The sequence below is a fragment of the Serratia sp. Sp408 genome (genome assembly GCF_057180665.1).
Genome location: NZ_JBXUFT010000005.1, coordinates 273,892 through 292,228, shown reverse-complemented (window position 1 = coordinate 292,228; position 18,337 = coordinate 273,892). Strand labels below are relative to the sequence as shown.

Genomic DNA, 18,337 nt, shown 5'->3' with positions numbered 1-18,337 from the left:
TGGTTAGTGCGTTACAAAAAAGTGCGTTCTGCAACCGGGAATGTTTCACACTTTTGCCGAAGTGCACATATAATGCGCATCCGGTCTTTTTGACCTGGATAATACCTATGCCAGTGCGGCCCACACACCAACACGAAGATGAAAATGAGCATTCGCGCGTTATTAACCCTGTTTACGGCACTGGTTGCGTTCAGCCAGGCAGCCTTCGCCGTTGTATACCCACTGCCTGCCAAGGATAGCCGCCTGGTGGGGCAAAATATTCAAATCCAGGTTCCAGCCGACAGCAAGCTGCCGCTGGAAAGCTTTGCCGCTCAGTACCAGATGGGCCTGAGCAATATGCTGGAAGCCAACCCGGGGGTGGATCCATTCCTGCCAACGCCGGGCAGTACCCTGACCATTCCACAGCAGTTGATCCTGCCAGACGCGCCGCGTCAGGGCATCATCATCAACAGTGCCGAAATGCGTCTGTACTACTACCCGAAGGGCAGCAACACCGTGGTGGTTTTGCCAATCGGCATCGGCCAGTTGGGCAAGGACACGCCGCTGAACTGGGTAACCAGCGTACAGCGCAAGAAGGACGGCCCGACCTGGACGCCGACCGCCAAAATGCGTGAAGAATATGCCGCAGACGGCGAAATCCTGCCGGCGGTATTCCCGGCCGGTCCGGACAACCCGATGGGTCTGTACGCGTTGTACGTAGGGCGTCTGTATGCCATTCACGGTACCAATGCCAACTTCGGCATCGGCCTGCGCGTGAGCCACGGCTGTGTGCGTTTGCGTGCCGATGATATCAAATACCTGTTCGACAGCGTGCCGGTCGGCACCCGCGTACAGTTTATCAACGAGCCGGTGAAAGCCTCGGTGGAGCCAGACGGTTCCCGTTATCTGGAAGTGCACAACCCGCTTTCTGCCAACGAAGAAGAGCTGAAGTCGAAAGATCCGGTGCCGGTAACCATCACCCCAGCGGTCGGCAAAGTGCTGATGGATGCGGGTATCAACCAGAGCGAAGTGGATGCGGCAATCAAGGCGCGTTCCGGTATGCCGGTTAAAGTGAACTGATAGCGGTTATTTCGCGGTGAAAAGACGCCTGCGGGCGTCTCAGACTGCTGATACAGTCAGATATCAGGGCGAGCGTGCCGTTGGGGTCGTAGCGGCATGAGCCGCCGGAGCGCCCCTAGGTGCGCTTGGCCCTGCTATCTCGGGCCAATAGGCTACGTTGTCATTAACTTTAGACGCCTGCGGGCGTCTTTTTTATGGCTACAGGCTGTCATTATTCTCACATTACATGGTCGTCATGCGGTTGCCTTGGCGCTTTTTTTGCCGCGAAATTTTCCTCATCCCTGTACGTCCACGCTTTGCTCGCCTTTCATACCGCCCTTTGAATTGAAAAAATCTTCTCAAAATAACGTGATTGTGAAAATAACATCACATAAACGTAACAAAAGATAAACATACCCTCACTATATTGGCTGCTTTGCTTTTGGGAGGGTATGCCATGCGTAACTGGAACGAACCAAAGAAAAATAAAGCGCACATCGAACTGATCCCGATGATCGACGTGATGATGTTTTTGCTGGTGTTTTTCGTCTTGATCAGCCTGAACGTGATCCCGGCGCTGGGATTGAAGACCCAATTGCCCAGCGCCGGCAGTGCGCAGCAGTTGAAGCCGCAGAAAAAGGCCATCATCACCCTGGGCGCCGACGAGCAGTTGCAGCTCGATGGCCAGCCGGTTGCGCTGGACGCCCTGGTTAGCACGCTAAAGCAACAGCAGCAGGGCGATCAACCTACCACCATTATCGTCAACAGCGATAAGGGCGTTGCGGTGGAACGGCTGGTGGCCGTGATGGACAGCCTGCGCCAGGGCGGTTTCTTCTCTGTCTCTATCGCCACCCGGAAGCTGTGACATGTATCTGCTCTATCGCTCACGTCATCTTTTCAGCTGGTTGCCGGCGCTGATCGTCGCCGGTTGCCTGCTGTTCGCCAGCCAGCAGGCCACGCTGAAGATCCAGCCGCGCTACGACGACACCACCATGGCGCTGGCACTGGTGGAAACGCCGGTGGAACCCCCAATGCCCGAGGCGCCGTCGCAGCCAGAACCGCCGCCGGAGCCGATGGCCGAACCGCTGCTGCCAGCGCCGGAACCGATCGTTGAGGCGACGCCCAAACCGCAGCCCAAACCCAAACCGAAGCCGAAACCTACACCCAGGCCGCAACCGAAACCGGTGAAGGAAAAAACCAGGGCGGTGAACCCGCCACCACCGACAGCCAGCGCAACTCAGGCGTTGTCCAGCAGACCGCAACCGTCAAAACCGGCCGCCGCGCCAGCACGTCCGGCAACGCCGACGGTCAATGCCCAGGCGCTGGAGAATGGCTACCTGCTTGCGCTGCGCCGCGAACTGGAACAGCGCAAGCGCTACCCGACCGGGCGTCAGGCGTCGTTGGAGCGGCCGCAGGGCAATGTGGAAGTCTGGCTGGAGGTGGATCGCAGCGGTCGGGTCGTGGCCTCGGGTATCGCCAGCAAGGCCGGCAGCATGCTGCTCAACCGCGCGGCGGCCAGCAGTCTGCAGAGCATCAGCCAGGTAAAGCCATTCCCCAGTGAGGCTTTTGCCGGGCAAGCAAAAAAACGTTTCACAGCCACGTTTAATTATCGGGCGCCATAAAGCCTGAAATAACCATTGTTCGCTATGGGATGAAAATAATGAAATCGTTCAAACGTTCTGGGATTTACCTGGCGGTGATGTCGGCGCTGTTGCCAGGGGCGCTAATGGCGGAGGAGGGTACCGACGTCGGTACCATCAGCGTTCAGGGGCAGCCGCTGGGCGGCGGCATGATGGTGCAGGATGACAGTGCCAAGGCGCGCTCCACCGTGACCAAGGAAGCGCTGGATAAAATGCCGTCCGCCGGCAACGCCATCGATAAATTGAAATACACGCCGGGACTGAACATTAACAGCAACGACGCCAGCGGCCTGAGCGGTGTTGATTACACCATGCGCGGCATGACGTCAGACCAAATCGGCCTGTCGATGGACGGCATTCCGATTAACGACTCCGGCAACTACGCGGTTTACCCGAACCTGCTCGGCGACGCGGAAAACCTGCAGGAAATTTTCGTCACCCAGGGCTCCTCCGAGGTCGACGGTCCGCACATCGGTTCCAGCGGCGGCAATATCGGGCTGGTGACGCGCCGACCGGCCAAGGACTTTGGCGGTTTCGTCAAACAGACGCTCGGCAGCAATAACCTTAGCAAGACCTTCGCCCGTTTGGAAACCGGCGAGTATAACGGTTTCAGCAACTGGATCTCCTATTCGCACACCGAAGCCAAAAAGTGGCGCGGCGAAGGGCGTGAATATTCCGACAAGTTTGAAATGAACTCGCTGTACGAAGACGGCAACGGCAACAGCAGTAACCTGGTGATGAAGTACAACCGGCAGGAAAACGCCAACTACAACACCCTGAGCAAAGCGCAGTTCGAACAGGACGGCCGCTACACCGATTACGCCACTACGCCGGAGTACAACAGCAAAGGACAGTTGAACAAGTACTACAAGATCGACCGCAACCCGTTCGAAAACTTCACCCTGTCGTTTACCCAGAAGCTGCAACTGCGCGACAACCTGTCGTTGACGCTGCAACCGTACTATTACTGGGGCAACGGCGGCAGCTTCACCGGCCAGACCGCCTCGGTACTGTCCAGCACCTCGGACCGCGCCGGACAGTATGACCTGAGCAATCTCGGTTCCAATACCTACTATCGCCCGTCGTGGACACAGACCTGGCGGCCGGGCATTACCACCAAGCTGAAGTGGGATATCAACGAACAGCACAGTCTCGACGTGGGCTACTGGTATGAGCGAGCGCGTCAGTTGCAAACGCAGCCGTTCATCAGCATCAACGGCGACGGTAATCCGGCGCAGATCTGGGGTAAACCGGGCGGCAGCGATCAGGTCCAGGACGCCAACGGCAACACCGTACAGGGGCGCAATCAGTACACCGTGACGCCGGCGCAGAAAGTCTGGCTGCAGGATACCTGGTTCTTCTCGCCGGAATGGACCTTTGTCGGCGGGCTGGCGTACCAGTATGTGGAGCGTAAGGGGGAAAACCGTGGCAGCCTGTACAACGTGCCGGAAAACCGCAAGGCCACTTACCACGAGTTACTGCCGAACTTCAGTGCCAGCTACAGGCTCAACCAGGAAAACCAGCTGTTCTACAACCTGACGCGCAATATGCGCACGCCGCCGAACTACGTGCTGTACAACGTGGGCGATTCGATCAATACCAAACCGGAGCTCAGTTGGAACCACGAGCTGGGCTGGCGTTTCCAGCAGGAGGACATGCTGTTGAGCGCCACGCTGTTCTACCTGCGTTACAGCGATCGGCAGATTTCCACCACCAATGCCGACGGTGATTACGAAATGATGAACATCGGCAACGTGGAGAACAAGGGGCTGGAGTTGGAATGGAGCGGTCAGTTGCCGCATAACTTCAACTATTACGCCTCCTACACCTACACCCAGGCCAAGCAGCAGAACAACATCGTCAGCAACGGCGGCCATGAATTGCCGACCTCTGGCAAGGACGTGCCCAACGTGCCAAGAAATCTGCTCAACCTGACGCTGGGCTACGACGACGGTTTGTACTACGGCAGCGTCAGCAGCAAATACGTCAGCTCGTTCTATGGCGATCTGACCAACGACGAAAAAATCGGTGGGCGCACGGTGGTCGATCTGGCGGCCGGGGTGTATCTGCCGGTGGACAAGAAAATCGTCAAGAGTGCGGCATTGCGTTTTGGCGTCAGCAACCTGTTTGACAAGGAATACCTGACCTCGGTGCGCAGCACCACGTTCAATGCGGTGCCGTATGACGGCGTCAAAGCCAGCACGCCGTATTACAACGTCGGCGAAGAGCGCACCTTTAGCGTGTCGCTGGAAGCCACATTTTAATTGATTGAAGGGGGCGTTATGAATGCCAATCTATTGCACGACATTATCTTTTACGTGATGTACGCCGCGCTGGTGATTGCGCTGGTGATTATTATCGAACGCGCGCTGTATTTTGCCTATACCCAACGGCAGGCGCGTCGGCTGGAACAGGCGCTGACGCCGCAGGTGCGCCGCGCCGGCGATCTGCCGCAGGCGTTAACCCAGCGTAACAGCCTGCCGCTGGCGGTGATCCTGCCGGTGCTGGAACAGAAACATCAGGCCGACGATCGTGAAACGCTGGGGGATGTGATCGACGCGCAGTATCTGTTGAGCAAACCGCCGATGAGTCGCGGGCTATGGCTGCTGGAAACCATCGTTACCGCTGCACCGCTGCTCGGGCTGCTCGGCACGGTGATGGGCATCATCGAAACCTTCAAGGCGCTGGCGGCGTCCGGGGTGTCTGAACCGAGTCTAGTGTCGGCCGGCATGGGCACCGCGCTGTACGCCACCGGCCTTGGCATCGCCATCGCGCTGCTGTGTCTGGTGGGCAATAATTACCTGCAAAGCCGTATGGAGCGGATTAACGAGCTGCTGAAGGTGCTGCTGATCCGTGCCGGTACGCCGGCCAGCCGCCCGGAACATGACCAGGCCGACCGTTGGGTTGACAGCGGGGAGCAACGTTATGCCTAATGGCCGTCAACCACGGCGGCCATCAGGCCGCCTATACACGGCATTATGGGGGAGCTGCCTGTTGATGTTGAGCCACGCCGCTGCGGCACGTTTTGAAATCCCCGGCTATGAACTGGTGTATACCGCACCGGTGGAGACCCGCCTGCATAACGACGATCTGCGCGACACCGCCGAGGTCTGGCAACAGATGTTTGCGGCGGCCAGGCAGCGTATCGACATCGCCCAGTTTTACGTTGCCAATCAGCCCGGCGGGCAGTTGGACGGCGTCTTGGCGCAGTTGAAGGCGGCCGGCGAGCGCGGGGTGAAGATCCGTTTTCTGCTGGAGCAGAAGGGGATCCGCAACTCGACGCCGGCCACGCTGGAACAGCTGAAGGCGATCCCTAACCTTGAGTTGCGCATTATCCCGTATCAGCAGTTGAGCGGTGGCATTCTGCACGCCAAATACCTGCTGGTGGACGGCGAACAGGCGTTTGTCGGCAGCCAGAATTTTGACTGGCGAGCGCTGCAACATATTCAGGAAACCGGCTTGCGCATCAGCGACGGCAAGGTAGTGGGCCAGGTGCAGGCGATTTTTGAGCAGGACTGGCAGGCACAGGCCCGGTTGGTGGCCGGCAAGCCGGTGCCGGCGCTGGCTTATCAGCCGCCGTCAGAGCCGCAGCCCAGCGGCAATTATCTGGTTGCCAGTCCGCGGGCTTACGATCCGCCCGGGGTTATCGATTCGCAAGACGAACTGCCGCGCTTGCTGGCGGCGGCCAAGCGGCAGGTGCGGGTGCAGGTGATGGATTATGCGCCGTTGTCTTATGGCCCGCAACGCAGCCGGCCCTACTACGCGGTGATCGACAACGCGTTGCGCAGTACGGCAGCGCGCGGCGTGCAGATCGAACTGATGGTCGCCAACTGGAACACCGACAAGCCCGATATCGACTACCTGAAAAGCCTGGCGCTATTGCCTAATGTGCAGATCAAGGTGGTGACCATCCCCGAGGCGCAAAGCGGTTTTATCCCGTATGCGCGGGTGATCCACAGCAAAATCATGACCATTGACGGCGAGCGGGCGTGGATCGGCACCAGCAACTGGACCGGCGGCTATCTGGATAATTCACGCAACCTGGAACTGGTGCTGAACAACGCCGCCATGACGCAGCGGGTCGATCGGCTGTTCAGCCAGCTGTGGGACAGCGACTATGCCGCCGCGCTGCGCGTCGACTATGACTACCCACCACCAAAGCCGGGGGGTGATTAACGGTTATGCTGTGAATTATCCATTACCGTTTTTAATCGACACTGTTGTTTTGAAAATGTGAATCCACCGGTTTCTGTCGATTGAACGACAGAAACCGTGTCTTTATCCAATCGTAACAGTTTGGCATTCCAGGGCAGATTTTGACAATCGACATTATCGTGATAATGCATTTCAATCAGTGCAGAAATAATAGTCTTGTTGAGCCTGCTTTCGGAGGTTGTCGATAAGGTATTGGCAATATGGCCAAAGGTAGTGATTAAGGCTAATGGTGCGAAGATACGTAACAGAAACAGAAGATCTCTGGAGTGAAATGGCGTCGTGTCGGGAAGCTCTTTTTTACCGGTGCGTAGGCGATAAGAAAAACGCGCTAATTTTTCGGGAAAAAAAGAGCTTAAAACTGGTGAAAAAGACATCGGTAACATGATGAAAAACCATTCAACCACTACCATCGACATCAATAAAAAACCGATGAAATAGCCATAGACTACGGGCGTATAGAGGGTGGCGGCAAGATTAACGAATTCAGGGAAGTGCTTTACCTCGACCTGGGTCATTTGATAGAGCGATTGTTTTATCCCCGCGAGCGCGATAAAAAAGGCAACGGAACCGATACCGGCAAATAGCAGCTTGCCGATGACGCGTGCCCAGGCTTTCTTTATCAGCCAGCTTATCTTGCCTTTAATATCGAAGAAGGCCGCACATGATAGCGTGATGGCCAATAGTGAGATAAGTGCCTTTGCCACGGATAGGTTCTGCTGGAAAAACAGAACGACGAAAATAATTGGGACAATCAGTAGAGATAATAGAAAGAATAACTCGGTCGTGGGGGATATGGCATAAAATTTACGCGTATTCACCACCACACGCCAGCCACGGGTGATTATTTTCTTCCTTACCATCGGGAAAATGACAAAAATTCTTTTTACCGTTGCGTATATTAGTTTTAATAATAGCAACCCCATTAAGAAATATATCAGTATCGCTGCCGTTTTGGGTGAGATTATTGCGATGGCAATAAACATGACAGCAACAGCAACGCTAATTCTTTGAAGGGTTAGTGAGGTGAGAAATCGGCTTAAACGGTTCATCATCCAGTCCCTTGAAGTTGTCGTCAATGGCTCCCTTGGGAGCTATTTGCATAGCTCCCTCGATAAGTTACTGGTCTTTCTTTTTCTTGCCGAACATCTTCATCAGTGCGCCGACAATCAGGCCCACCGCGATGCCGGCGAGGATCCAATCGATGAAACTCATGTCTTTCCTCCCGCTAGTGGCTTGATTATATGATCATTCAATGCGGAATGCCTGTTCGATCATCGCGCGGCGTTGAGCGGCGGAATAATCAACCAGCGAATTCTTGCTGTTGGACTTGTCGAGGACAATCAGCAGCTCATCCTCGCTCAACGGCAGATCGTTTTGCCAGAACGGCGCGATGGCGTGCTCGGTAATCAGCTGCTGCAGGTACTGTTCCGGGCGCTGGGCGTGTTGCGGGAACAACCGCGCCGCCAGCTGTGTCATGCGCGCGCGCTGCTCGGGCTGCGCGCTGTCCGCCAGCAACGACAGAAACGGCAGCAGCAGTCGGCCACACAGCTGACCATGGTGGTAGTCGCGCAGCGCGCCGATTTCCCCGGCAATACCGTGGATCACCCCCAGTCCCGCCATGCTCAGCGTCAATCCACCCAGATACGAGGCGTGCATGACGGCTTCACGCGCCGCATCGCTACGGTTCAGCGTCGGCCAGCCCTCAAGGAACAGACCGATGCCGGTCAATGACATTTCGCGCGACAGGCTGCTGGCTGTTTTGGACAGATAGGCTTCAAACAGGTGGGTGAAAGCATCAATGGCGCAGTAGGCCAGCACCCGATCCGGCGCGCCGGCCAGCAGTTGCGGATCGAGGATCGCCACCTGCGGCACAAAGTTGTTATGGCGCAGCGAGGCTTTCACCTTACTGAACTGGGTATCGGTGATCACGGCGTTTTGCGTCACCTCGCTGCCGGTGCCGGCGGTAGTGGGAATGGCAATCAGCGGCAATGTCGCGCCGCTGAGCGGGCTATCGCCGACCTTTTCCATATAACGCAGCGTCGGCAGCGGGTGCTGCACCAGCGCGGAAAACGCCTTGGCGGCGTCCAGCACGCTGCCACCACCGATGGCGACCACCCGAGCGGCTTTGCCACGCCAGCGGGCCACCCAGCCATCGATGTCCTGCGGTGACGCCTCGTGACTGACGATTTCGGTTCCCACCAGCAGCGGCGCCAGTTCGGCGGCCAGTGCGGCATACACTTCGCCGTTGAGGAACGAGCGACAACTGAATAACAGGGTGGGCTGGGCATCTGCCTGGAGCAGCGGCAGCAGATGCCGGATACTGCCGTGGCCAAACCAGGTTTGCCGGTTGGCGATCATCAGGCTGCTGGACATGGGGGCTCCTTGTTGCGGAATTGTTATTTATTCAACATGATAACGTTTCTTGCGTTGCTTTTCGCCCGCTGGAACGCTTTTTGTCTGCATCTGGCTAACTGCGGCGCTTTGCCCGCGCGAGGCTTCTCTCTAGCGCGAATATCATCACAACTTTTCGCCTAATGCTGACAGCTGGCGCTCAATAAATGTCGTTAGCCGTTTCAGCACCTGATCTTTATTGATTTCATTGAAGATCTCATGCTGGGCGCCGGGGAAAATCGCCGTTTCAAGATGACTGCCTTGCAGGATGTCGATGCCGGTGCGGGTGTCTTCCAGCAGTACCAGCCTGTCGTTTTCGCCGTGCAGCCACAGCGTCGGCAGGTTGCCAAAGCTCGGCCCGGCGTTAATCCTGGCCAGCATAGTTTGCATGGCGCCCAGCGTTGCCCGCTTGAACGGGCCGTGCCACACCAGGGGATCGGCATTATAGGCCGCGCCCACCGCCGGATCGCGCGACAGCGTAGTCGTATCCAGCGGATCGTCGGGCAACGTGTCCAGATCGTACAGATCGGAAATGGCAGTTTTACGGCCGATCAACGGCCCGGAGAGTACCAACGCCTGTACCTTCTCGCCATAGCGTTGTACGTAGCGGCTGGCGATCAGGCCGCCCATAGAATGGCCAATCACCACCAGCGGCAGCGAGGGAAACCGTTGCTGAAAGCGTGTCGCGATCTGATGCAGATCGTCGACCAGCGTGTCAAAGTCCTCAATCAGTACCCGTTCACCCTGTGACAGCCCGTGGCCGAGATGGTCAGGGCCGAACACCCGTGCGCCAATGTCGTGCAGCGTACGTGCCACGTAGTGATAACGCCCCAGATGTTCGCCGTAACCGTGTACCAGCAGCGCCAGAAAACGTGGCTGCGGGTTGCCCCAGTCATGCAGCGCGATGTTGCCGTGGCATCCCTTGATAAAACTGACGTTATGTTCCGACATACTTTCCCCGTTCTGTTGGGGCACGACCGGCGCGCCCGTGGCTTCACAGAGCAATTATAGGCTGAACTGCCGAGCCAGTTGTCGAGAGTGGCACGCTGGAAAGGGGGCAGCCTGAAACGGTTCTGCCGGTCTGATCTACTGCTGCTTGCCGGGATGGGCGATCACGTTGGCCGGCAGGCTGTCACCGAGGGTGATCAGCTCGTCGAGCAACGCCATCAACTGCTGCATCTTTTCTGGCGAAAACGCCGCCTCTATCTCGTTGTAACCCTGCTCAACCTGCGAGCGCGCAACGTCGTACAGCGTCTGGCCCTGCTGAGTCAGCGAAACGTACAGCTTGCGCTGATCGTTGACCGGCTTTAGCCGGAAGATCAGCCCGTCGCGTTCCATGCGCGACAGAATGCCGGTCAGGCTGGGGCGCAGAATGCAGGTTTGCGCCGCCAACTCGTGAAATTCGATCGATCGCTGGTCCGCCAGCACGCGGATAATGCGCCATTGCTGTTCGGTAAGGTTATGGCGTTTCAATATCGGGCGGAAAAACCCCATGGCAGTTTCACGCGCCTGCAACAGGGCGATGGTCAAGGATTCATGCATAGCGATGGCCTGCTGTTAAAAGTGTTGCACCCGCGGAATGCGGCTGTTCGTTAATAACTTAATAGTAGCCAGGTTTATTGTGACGAAGAAAGCAAAAACACCATTTTCGGTGAAAAAAAAAGCCGAATTACTGCAATTTACTGAAAAATATCAATAATATTTCAAATATGTAAATTTTTTGTTATCACGATCACAAATCAAATTTCCCGCATTGCACAAACCCTGAACAGCGGATAAAAGTATTCGTTAATATATTAATGAATGGCCGTTATCACGACCGACCACCAAGGAGTCTGCATGAAAGGAACCGTTTTTGCGGTTGCGCTCAATCACCGCAGCCAGCTCGATGCCTGGCATCAGGCGTTTCGCGAACCGCCGTATAAAACCCCGCCGAAAACGCCGGTGTGGTTTATCAAACCGCGCAACACCTTCCTCGCCAATGGCGGCGCCATCCCGTTGCCGCAGGGGGAAGCCGTTTACAGCGGCGCAACGTTGGCGATGGTGATCGGTGACGTGGCGCGTAAGGTGCCGGTGCAACAGGCGGCTGATTACATTGCCGGCTACGCGCTGGCCAACGACGTCAGCCTGGCGGAAGACAGCTTCTATCGCCCGGCGATCAAAGCCAAATGCCGCGACGGCTTTTGCCCGCTGGGGGATATTGGCCCGCTGGCGGCGCTTGATGATGTGCAGATTGTTACCGAAATCAACGGCGTGGAGCAGGACCGCTGGTCTAGCGCCGATTTGCTGCGTTCGCCTGCCGAGCTGCTCGCCGCCATCAGCGAGTTCATCACCTTGCAGCCTGGCGATGCGCTGCTGATCGGCACGCCGCAGCGGCGGGTTGAAATCAGGCCGGGTGACCAGCTAACGCTGCGCGCCGCCGGGCTGCCGCCGCTGACTAACCGTGTGGTGCAAGGAGGAAGCCAATCATGAGACACGCCCGTATTCGCCACCATGGCCAGACGCTGGAAGTAACCGTTGATCCGCAGCTGCGCGTAACGCTGCCGAACGGCCAGGTGCTGGAAGAGACCGAGGTTGAATGGTTGCCGCCGTCGCAGGGCACGGTGTTCGCGCTGGGTCTGAACTACGCCGATCACGCCAGCGAACTGGAGTTCAAGGCGCCGGAAGAACCGCTGGTGTTCCTCAAGGCACCGAACACGCTGATCGGCCACCGTCAGGTGTCGATGCGCCCGGCCGGGGTGGAGTACATGCACTATGAAGCCGAGCTGGTGGCGGTGATCGGCAAAACTGCCCGCAACGTCAGCCGTGAACGGGCGATGGAGTATGTTGCCGGCTACACCCTGTGCAACGACTACGCCATTCGCGACTATCTGGAAAACTACTACCGGCCGAACCTGCGGGTAAAAAGCCGCGACGGATTGACGCCGATTGGCCCGTATATCGTCGATCGGGACGATATTGACGATCCGCACAATTTACCGCTCAGCACCTATATCAACGGCGAGCTGCGCCAGCGCGGTACCACCGCCGACATGATTTTCGACATTCCTTTCCTTATCAGCTACCTGAGCGCATTTATGACGCTGCAACCGGGTGACATGATCGCCACCGGCACGCCAAAGGGGCTGGCCGACGTGCAGCCGGGGGACGAAGTGGTGGTGGAGATAGAAGGCATTGGCCGTTTGGTCAACCACATCATCAGTGAAAGAAATTATCAGGAGAGCCTGCGATGAAAACCATCAACCATTGGATTAACGGCAAGAACGTTGCCAGCAAAGAGTACTTCACCACCAGCAATCCGGCCAACGGCGAGGTGCTGGCGGAGGTTGCTTCCGGTGGACAGGCGGAAATCGAACTGGCGGTGGCCGCCGCCAAACAGGCGTTCCCGAAATGGGCCAATACGCCGATGAAGGAACGTGCGCGCCTGATGCGGCGCCTGGGCGAGCTGATTGACCAGAACGTGCCGCAGATTGCCGAAATGGAAACTGCCGACACCGGTCTGCCGATCCATCAGACCAGGAACGTGCTGATCCCACGAGCTTCGCACAACTTTGAATTCTTTGCCGAAATTTGTCAGCAGATGAATGGTCGCACCTACCCGGTGGACGACAAGATGCTCAACTATACGCTGGTGCAGCCGGTCGGCGTCTGCGCGCTGGTGTCGCCGTGGAACGTGCCCTTTATGACCGCCACCTGGAAAACTGCGCCGTGCCTGGCGCTGGGCAATACCGCGGTGCTGAAGATGTCCGAGCTGTCGCCGCTGAGCGCCGATCGTCTGGGTGAACTGGCGCTGGAAGCCGGTATCCCGGCCGGGGTGTTGAACGTGGTGCAGGGCTACGGCGCCAGCGCCGGCGATGCGCTGGTACGCCATGCCGACGTGCGCGCGGTGTCCTTTACCGGCGGTACCGCCACCGGTCGCCGCATTATGCAAAATGCCGGCCTGAAAAAGTATTCGATGGAACTGGGCGGCAAGTCGCCGGTGCTGGTGTTCGAGGATGCCGACATTGAGCGCGCATTGGACGCCGCGCTGTTCACCATTTTCTCGATCAATGGTGAACGCTGCACCGCCGGGTCGCGCATTTTCATTCAGGAGAGTATTTATCCGCAGTTCGTCAAGCGTTTCGCCGAGCGCGCCAATCGCCTGCGGGTTGGCGATCCGACCGATCCGCACACGCAGGTGGGCGCATTGATCAGCCAGCAGCACTGGGAAAAGGTCTCCGGCTATATCCGTCTGGGCGTGGAAGAGGGAGCCACCCTGCTGGCCGGCGGCGCGGAAAAACCGCAGGGGCTGGAGCACGGCAACTTCCTGCGGCCGACGGTGCTGGCAGACGTCGATAACCGCATGCGCGTGGCGCAGGAGGAGATCTTCGGCCCGGTGGCCTGCCTGCTGCCGTTCAAGAGCGAAGAGGACGGGCTGCGCATGGCCAACGACGTTGAGTACGGTCTGGCGTCCTATATCTGGACCCAGGACGTGAGCAAAGTGATGCGTCTGGCGCGCAGCATCGAAGCCGGCATGGTGTTCGTTAATACCCAGAACGTGCGCGATCTGCGCCAGCCGTTTGGCGGGGTGAAAGCTTCTGGCACCGGGCGCGAAGGCGGCGAGTACAGCTTTGAGGTGTTTGCCGAAATGAAGAACGTCTGTATTTCCATGGGGGATCACCCGATCCCGCGCTGGGGCGTATAACCGAGTGTTTTTATATTAAAAACAAAATACACCCCGGGGTTGTCGGATTGCGGACAGGTGGCGATGCGAAAGATGCGGGGGAGGAGGAGATATGGGTAAGTTAGCGTTGGCAGCAAAGATTACACACGTCCCATCGATGTACCTGTCCGAACTGCCGGGCAAAAACCACGGTTGCCGCCAGGCGGCGATCGACGGCCATCGGGAAATCAGCGCCCGCTGCCGTGAAATGGGCGTCGACACCATTATCGTGTTCGATACGCACTGGCTGGTGAACAGCGCCTATCACATCAATTGCAGCGCGCATTTTCAGGGCGTTTACACCAGCAACGAACTGCCGCACTTCATTCGCGACATGCGCTATGAATACGACGGCAATCCGCAGCTCGGTCAGCTGATCGCCGACGAAGCCTGCAAGCTCGGGGTACGCGCCAAGGCGCATGATATCCCGAGCCTGAAGCTGGAGTACGGCACGCTGGTGCCGATGCGTTATATGAACGCCGATCGGCACTTCAAGGTGGTGTCGATCTCCGCCTTCTGTACGGTGCATGACTTTGCCGACAGCCGCCGTCTCGGCGAAGCGATCAAAAGCGCGATTGAACAATACGATGGCACCGTAGCGGTGTTGGCCAGCGGCTCGCTGTCGCATCGTTTTATCGACGATCAGCGTGCCGAGCAGGGTATGAACAGCTACACCCGTCAGTTCGATCAGCAAATGGACCAACGGGTGGTGAAACTGTGGGAAGAAGGGCGCTTTCGCGAGTTTTGCGAAATGCTGCCCGAATACGCCGACTACTGCTATGGCGAAGGCAATATGCACGACACCGTGATGTTGTTGGGTCTGCTTGGCTGGGACAACTATGACGGCAAGGTGGAGTTTATCACCCCGCTGTTCGCCAGTTCCGGCACCGGACAGGTCAACGCCGTTTTCCCTCTGCCCGCCGACGCCTGAGGTGCCGCATGCCACATTTTTACGCTGAATGTACCGACAATATTCGCGCAGAGGCTGATTTACCCGCGCTGTTCGCCAAGGTCAACCAGGCGTTGGCCGATACCGGCATTTTCCCGCTGGCCGGGGTGCGCAGCCGCGCCATCTGGCTGGATACCTGGCAGATGGCCGACGGTCGGCATGACTACGCCTTTGTACACATGACGTTGAAAATCGGCCACGGCCGTAGTCAGGACAGCCGACAGCAGGTGGGCGAGATGCTGTTCGCCCTGATCAAACAGCATTTCGCCGCGCTGATGGCCAGCCGCTATCTGGCGCTGTCTTTCACCATTGAAGAACTGGATCCGCTGCTGAATTACAAGCAGAACAACGTACACGCGCTATTTCGTAACGAGTGAGCAAGGGGCCGTAAATGCTGGATAAAGACGTTTTGAGCCATGCCGTACAACGCCTGCATCAGGCGGAACAAAATCGAGAGCAGATCCGCGCGCTGTCGCTGGATCACCCGGAGATGACGCTCGAGGACGCCTATGCCATTCAACGGCAATGGGTGGCGCTGAAGATAGCCGAAGGGCGGCAGTTGAAGGGGCACAAGATTGGCCTGACGTCACGTGCCATGCAGGTCAGTTCGCAAATCAGCGAGCCGGACTACGGCGCGTTGCTGGACGATATGTTCTTTAACGACGGCAGTGACATTCCCCTGGAGCGCTTTATCGTGCCGCGCGTCGAGGTGGAGCTGGCGTTCGTGCTGGCCAAACCGCTGCGCGGGCCGAACTGCACGCTGTTCGACGTCTACAACGCCACCGACTATGTCATCCCGGCGCTGGAGATCATTGATGCGCGCAGTCATAACGTCGATCCGCAAACCCAGCGGCCGCGCAAGGTGTTCGACACCATTTCCGACAACGCGGCCAACGCCGGCGTGGTGTTGGGGGGGCGACCGATCCGACCGGACGCGCTGGATCTGCGCTGGATATCGGCACTGCTGTATCGCAACGGGGTGATCGAGGAATCCGGCGTGGCGGCGGCGGTGCTCAACCACCCGGCCAACGGCGTAGCCTGGCTGGCGAACAAACTGTTCCCGCATGACGTGGAACTGGAGGCTGGGCAGATCATCCTCGGCGGGTCGTTTACCCGGCCGGTAGCGGCGCGGCGCGGCGATACCTTCCACGTGGATTATGGCCAGATGGGTTGTATCAGCTGCCGCTTTATCTAACGCCGGCAGTCAACAAGGAGAACATCATGTTAACCAATGCCTTCAAGCTGGCGATGCAGCAAAAACGCCCGCAGATCGGTCTGTGGCTAGGGCTGTGCAGCAGCTACAGCGCGGAACTGCTTGCCGGTGCCGGATTTGACTGGTTGCTGATCGACGGCGAACACGCGCCTAACACCGTGCAGACGGTGCTCGGCCAGTTGCAGGCGGTGGCGCCGTATCCGGTACAGCCGGTGGTGCGTCCGCCGTGGAACGATCCGGTGGTGATCAAGCAACTGCTGGACATTGGCGCCCAAACCCTGCTGATCCCGATGATCCAGAATGCCAAACAGGCGCGGGACGCAGTGCGTGCTACCCGCTACCCGCCGCAGGGCATACGGGGCGTCGGCAGCGCACTGGCGCGTGCGTCGCGCTGGAACCGGGTAGAGAACTACCTGCAGGCCGCCGACGCGCAGATGTGCGTGCTGGTGCAGATCGAAACCCGCGAAGCGGTGAATAATCTGGATGAAATCCTACAGGTGGACGGCGTGGACGGGGTATTTATCGGCCCGGCGGATCTCAGCGCCGATATGGGCTTTGCCGGCAATCCGCAGCATCCGCAGGTGCAGCGCACCATCGACGACGCCATTGCGCGCATTTGCGCCGCCGGCAAAGCACCGGGCATCCTGATGGCACAGCCCGATCTGGCGCAGCACTATTTGGAATCCGGCGCGCTGTTTGTCGCCGTTGGGGTCGATACCACCTTGCTGGCGCGCGCTGCCGAAGCATTGGCCGAACGTTTCAAGCCGGGTAACTCGCCGACGCAACCTTCCGGGGTCTACTGATATGAACCACGTCGATTCGATCGCGCCGGCCAACCCGGCGCAGCAACATAAAGCGTTAACCGCCGCCGAGCAATCGGTGATTAAAAAGTTGTTTCGGCGCCTGATCGTGTTTTTGTTTGTACTCTTTGTTTTCTCGTTCCTCGACCGCATCAACATCGGCTTTGCCGGTCTGACCATGGGCAAGGATCTTGGGCTTAGTTCGACCATGTTCGGCTTGGCGGCCACGCTGTTTTACGTGACCTATGTGATTTTCGGTATCCCCAGCAACATGATGCTGAGCATCGTTGGCGCGCGCCGCTGGATAGCCACCATCATGGTGCTGTGGGGCATTGCCTCCACCTGCACGCTGTTCGCCACCGGGCCGACCAGTCTGTACGTGCTGCGCATGATCGTCGGCATCACCGAGGCCGGTTTCCTGCCGGGTATTCTGGTGTACCTCACTTACTGGTTCCCGGCGTTTTATCGCGCCCGCGCCAACGCGTTGTTCATGATCGCCATGCCGGTGACCATGGCGATCGGTTCGCTGGTTTCAGGCTACATCCTGGCGCTGGACGGTGTGCTGGATCTGAAAGGCTGGCAGTGGCTGTTCCTGCTGGAAGGCATCCCGTCGGTGATCCTCGGCGTGGCGGTGTGGTTCTACCTTGACGATACGCCGGCGAAGGCCAAATGGCTGACGGACGAGGAAAAAACCAGCCTGCAGGCGATGATGGCCGCCGATCGGCTGACGCTGGTGCAACCGGAAGGACCAAGCAGCCACCAGGCGTTGCAGCAGCGCAGCCTGTGGCGTGAAATCTTCACGCCGATCGTACTGACGTATACGCTGGCATATTTCTGCCTGACCAATACCCTCAGTGCGATCAATATCTGGACGCCGCAGATCCTGCAAAGCTTTAACCAGAGCAGCAGCAATATCACCATCGGCATTTTGGCGGCGATCCCGCAGATCTGCACCATCGCCGGCATGGTGTGGTGGAGCAAACGATCGGATCGATTGCAGGAGCGCAAGCACCATACCGCATTGCCGTATCTGTTTGCCGCCGCCGGCTGGCTGTTGGCGTCGGCCACCGATCACAGCCTGATCCAGCTGTTTGGCATCATCATGGCGTCGGTGGGGTCGTTTACCGCGATGGCGATCTTCTGGACCACGCCCGATCGGTCGATCAGCCTGGAAGCCCGTGCGATAGGGATCGCAGTGATCAATGCCACCGGCAATATCGGATCGGCGGTCAGCCCATTGTTGATCGGCTGGCTCAAGGATCTTACCGGCAGCTTCAATGCCGGGCTGTATTTCGTGGCGGCGCTGCTGGTGATCGGCGCGCTGTTGGTATGGCGGATCCCGATGAAGGCGTCACGCCCGCGTGCAACGCCATAGTCATCGCTAACCCA

At 58.1% G+C, this 18,337-nt stretch carries 18 protein-coding genes; 14 read left to right on the top strand and 4 right to left on the bottom strand.

Annotation, left to right across the window (positions count from 1 at the left end; translation table 11 throughout):
* Positions 1-138 precede the first annotated feature (138 nt).
* The 6 genes from AC2AXP_RS16745 to AC2AXP_RS16720 all read left to right on the top strand — a co-directional run bounded on the left by AC2AXP_RS16745 (position 139) and on the right by AC2AXP_RS16720 (position 6,854).
* Complete coding sequence (locus AC2AXP_RS16745; RefSeq protein WP_004955671.1) at positions 139-1,059, top strand: L,D-transpeptidase family protein; 921 nt, start codon at positions 139-141, stop codon at positions 1,057-1,059.
* A 436-nt stretch (positions 1,060-1,495) separates the two neighbouring features.
* Positions 1,496-1,903: an ExbD/TolR family protein gene (locus AC2AXP_RS16740; RefSeq protein ID WP_004955669.1), complete on the top strand. Its 408-nt coding sequence runs from the start codon at positions 1,496-1,498 to the stop codon at positions 1,901-1,903.
* Between the two features lies 1 nt (position 1,904).
* Entirely contained in the window at positions 1,905-2,660 is a 756-nt protein-coding gene (locus tag AC2AXP_RS16735) for an energy transducer TonB family protein (protein WP_198773241.1), read from the top strand.
* 38 nt (positions 2,661-2,698) lie between these two features.
* Positions 2,699-4,942: a TonB-dependent receptor family protein gene (locus AC2AXP_RS16730; protein WP_484381817.1), complete on the top strand. Its 2,244-nt coding sequence runs from the start codon at positions 2,699-2,701 to the stop codon at positions 4,940-4,942.
* Positions 4,943-4,960: 18 nt separating this feature from the next.
* Entirely contained in the window at positions 4,961-5,611 is a 651-nt protein-coding gene (locus AC2AXP_RS16725) for a MotA/TolQ/ExbB proton channel family protein (protein WP_039991216.1), read from the top strand.
* A complete protein-coding gene (locus tag AC2AXP_RS16720) occupies positions 5,604-6,854 on the top strand; it encodes a phospholipase D-like domain-containing protein (RefSeq protein ID WP_039991215.1) in 1,251 nt (416 codons plus the stop codon). The genes AC2AXP_RS16725 and AC2AXP_RS16720 overlap by 8 nt, the downstream gene beginning before the upstream one ends.
* Here AC2AXP_RS16720 and AC2AXP_RS16715 read toward each other — a convergent pair.
* The 4 genes from AC2AXP_RS16715 to hpaR form a co-directional block, all read right to left on the bottom strand.
* Positions 6,851-7,945, bottom strand: a complete 1,095-nt coding sequence (locus AC2AXP_RS16715; RefSeq protein WP_198773242.1) for a hypothetical protein — start codon at positions 7,943-7,945, stop codon at positions 6,851-6,853. The genes AC2AXP_RS16720 and AC2AXP_RS16715 overlap by 4 nt on opposite strands.
* Positions 7,946-8,138: 193 nt before the next feature.
* Positions 8,139-9,266, bottom strand: a complete 1,128-nt coding sequence (locus AC2AXP_RS16710; RefSeq protein WP_484381816.1) for an iron-containing alcohol dehydrogenase — start codon at positions 9,264-9,266, stop codon at positions 8,139-8,141.
* A 144-nt stretch (positions 9,267-9,410) separates the two neighbouring features.
* The gene (locus tag AC2AXP_RS16705; RefSeq protein WP_004955651.1) at positions 9,411-10,235 is read right to left on the bottom strand and encodes an alpha/beta hydrolase; all 825 of its coding nucleotides are present in this window, start codon (positions 10,233-10,235) and stop codon (positions 9,411-9,413) included.
* Between the two features lie 135 nt (positions 10,236-10,370).
* Positions 10,371-10,826 carry a homoprotocatechuate degradation operon regulator HpaR gene (hpaR, locus tag AC2AXP_RS16700; protein ID WP_004955647.1) on the bottom strand — a complete coding sequence of 152 codons (456 nt, stop codon included), beginning with the start codon at positions 10,824-10,826 and terminating at the stop codon, positions 10,371-10,373.
* A gap of 297 nt (positions 10,827-11,123) precedes the next feature.
* Between hpaR and AC2AXP_RS16695 the strand changes: the two genes are divergently transcribed.
* The 8 genes from AC2AXP_RS16695 to hpaX all read left to right on the top strand — a co-directional run bounded on the left by AC2AXP_RS16695 (position 11,124) and on the right by hpaX (position 18,323).
* A complete protein-coding gene (locus tag AC2AXP_RS16695) occupies positions 11,124-11,756 on the top strand; it encodes a fumarylacetoacetate hydrolase family protein (protein WP_039991213.1) in 633 nt (210 codons plus the stop codon).
* Entirely contained in the window at positions 11,753-12,517 is a 765-nt protein-coding gene (locus AC2AXP_RS16690; RefSeq protein WP_004955643.1) for a fumarylacetoacetate hydrolase family protein, read from the top strand. Before AC2AXP_RS16695 ends, AC2AXP_RS16690 begins: the two co-directional genes overlap by 4 nt.
* Positions 12,514-13,968: a 5-carboxymethyl-2-hydroxymuconate semialdehyde dehydrogenase gene (gene hpaE, locus AC2AXP_RS16685; RefSeq protein WP_198773244.1), complete on the top strand. Its 1,455-nt coding sequence runs from the start codon at positions 12,514-12,516 to the stop codon at positions 13,966-13,968. The genes AC2AXP_RS16690 and hpaE overlap by 4 nt, the downstream gene beginning before the upstream one ends.
* A gap of 91 nt (positions 13,969-14,059) precedes the next feature.
* Positions 14,060-14,917, top strand: coding sequence for a 3,4-dihydroxyphenylacetate 2,3-dioxygenase (hpaD, locus tag AC2AXP_RS16680; protein ID WP_004955638.1), 858 nt, complete (start codon positions 14,060-14,062; stop codon positions 14,915-14,917).
* Positions 14,918-14,925: 8 nt separating this feature from the next.
* On the top strand, positions 14,926-15,312 hold the full coding sequence (locus tag AC2AXP_RS16675) for a 5-carboxymethyl-2-hydroxymuconate Delta-isomerase (RefSeq protein ID WP_198773245.1): 387 nt from the start codon (positions 14,926-14,928) through the stop codon (positions 15,310-15,312).
* Between the two features lie 14 nt (positions 15,313-15,326).
* Entirely contained in the window at positions 15,327-16,130 is an 804-nt protein-coding gene (gene hpaH / locus AC2AXP_RS16670; protein WP_484381815.1) for a 2-oxo-hept-4-ene-1,7-dioate hydratase, read from the top strand.
* A gap of 26 nt (positions 16,131-16,156) precedes the next feature.
* Positions 16,157-16,951 (top strand): 4-hydroxy-2-oxoheptanedioate aldolase, encoded by a 795-nt coding sequence (hpaI, locus tag AC2AXP_RS16665; protein ID WP_198773246.1) that lies wholly within the window; start codon positions 16,157-16,159, stop codon positions 16,949-16,951.
* A 1-nt stretch (position 16,952) separates the two neighbouring features.
* A complete protein-coding gene (hpaX, locus tag AC2AXP_RS16660; RefSeq protein ID WP_004955631.1) occupies positions 16,953-18,323 on the top strand; it encodes a 4-hydroxyphenylacetate permease in 1,371 nt (456 codons plus the stop codon).
* The last annotated feature ends 14 nt before the right edge of the window (positions 18,324-18,337 follow it).